Genomic DNA, 1521 nt, shown 5'->3' with positions numbered 1-1521 from the left:
ATCCATTATCAATTATCCATTATCCATTATCCATTAATTAAAGTAGACCCTCATTATCAACCAGATATTTTGCCAACTTATTAATACATTTACGAATTTGAGGGTCTCGTCCGCCACGACTATCTATTACAGTCATTACATAAACTTCACCATCAATACTCAACCCCAAAGTAGTACCCAGAGCGCGAGAATTTTCTCCAGTTTTTTCACCCAACCATTTAACTTCTGGTAATTTTTCTAAACCAGCATATCCCAATAACCTATCCTTCTGATTAGCCAATGCCTCTATCAATACATCAGAATTGGGATACTCGCTATTGTATATTGAGACCATCATATCTGTCAGCTCATTGCTAGTCAGAGTATTACGACCTTTACCTGGATTTTTGGGTCTAATGCGGTTACCCATTAATTTGTATTTCACCCGAATAACTTTGTAACCATCATCTTCAAGAACTTTATTAATGTAAGGTTGCCCTAAATAATCTATTAGTTGATTTGTGGCAATATTACTACTATGGTCAATCATTTGTCCGACCAAAGTTTTTAGGGGATAACGTTTTCTCGCTCGAATTTCTGAAGCATCTTCAGTAAAATTGCCTCGACTTACATAAACAGGAGTATCTAAACTAATATTTTCTTGAGATACTTTTTGCATCACCGCCACAGCAACAGGAACTTTGATTAAACTTGCGGGACTTGCTGGAAGTTTATTACCATTTAAGTCTAAACATTCTCTGCGTAAATTACAGATAGTAATAGTAGCTCTACTTGATAGACCACTTTCTTTACGAATTTTATCTAAAAAGTTAGATTTAGTGATGTTTAATTGATAAGAAGAGTCATAAAGACTGCGCTTATATTCTTTGATTTTTTTATTAGTTTTGTCTCCGATAAATGAATCGTCAGGAATTTCCTCTAAATTATAAATTGCTTGTTGCCAGAGATGTTTTTCTGTTTCTCTAGTTTTGACAGTTGGACTTGGAGAGACTCCCACTTCAGCAGCTTGAGCACTTAGAGTTAATGCTTGTCTCCAATTATCATTTGCTCGCTGTTCAACTAATATTTGAACATCAATTTCTTGTAATTTTTGAACTAAGTTTTGTTGTTTTTCTAATATTGCTTGATTTTCCTCAGAAAAAAATAATCTTTTTCTTGGAGTAGGCAGAGATTCTAATTTATTAACTACGCGCTCGCGCATCTCATAGAGCTCTTGTAAAGATTGAGTATAAGATTCTGCTGCTGAGGAACTCTGTATATTTCCAATTGAAATAATGGTAAGACTGGCCATTGTTACTAAAGTGCCAGTGAGAATTTGTTTTATTTTTAATATTCGGTGCATAGAATTAGCTCCACACAAATAAATAAATAATTTTATGCTAACCAATAAAGATAATCTTTAACTATGAAGAAAATCAATGTATCAGTCTCAATACAAATATACTATATTTCTAGATTCAGTAATCGAATAATTAATCATTAATCATTATTAATTAAATAATTTAGGTTAAAAGCCTACCC

1 protein-coding gene is annotated in these 1521 nt (G+C 32.9%); it reads right to left on the bottom strand.

What is annotated here, in order from left to right; all coding sequences use genetic code 11:
- Nucleotides 1-37 precede the first annotated feature (37 nt).
- Nucleotides 38-1342, bottom strand: a complete 1305-nt coding sequence (locus tag AFK68_RS00190; protein ID WP_094670702.1) for a serine hydrolase — start codon at nt 1340-1342, stop codon at nt 38-40.
- Nucleotides 1343-1521: the final 179 nt, after the last annotated feature.

It is taken from the genome of Hydrocoleum sp. CS-953, assembly GCF_002260545.1.
Taxonomy (GTDB): Bacteria; Cyanobacteriota; Cyanobacteriia; order Cyanobacteriales; family Microcoleaceae; genus Trichodesmium.
This window is presented reverse-complemented; position numbering and strand designations above follow the sequence as displayed.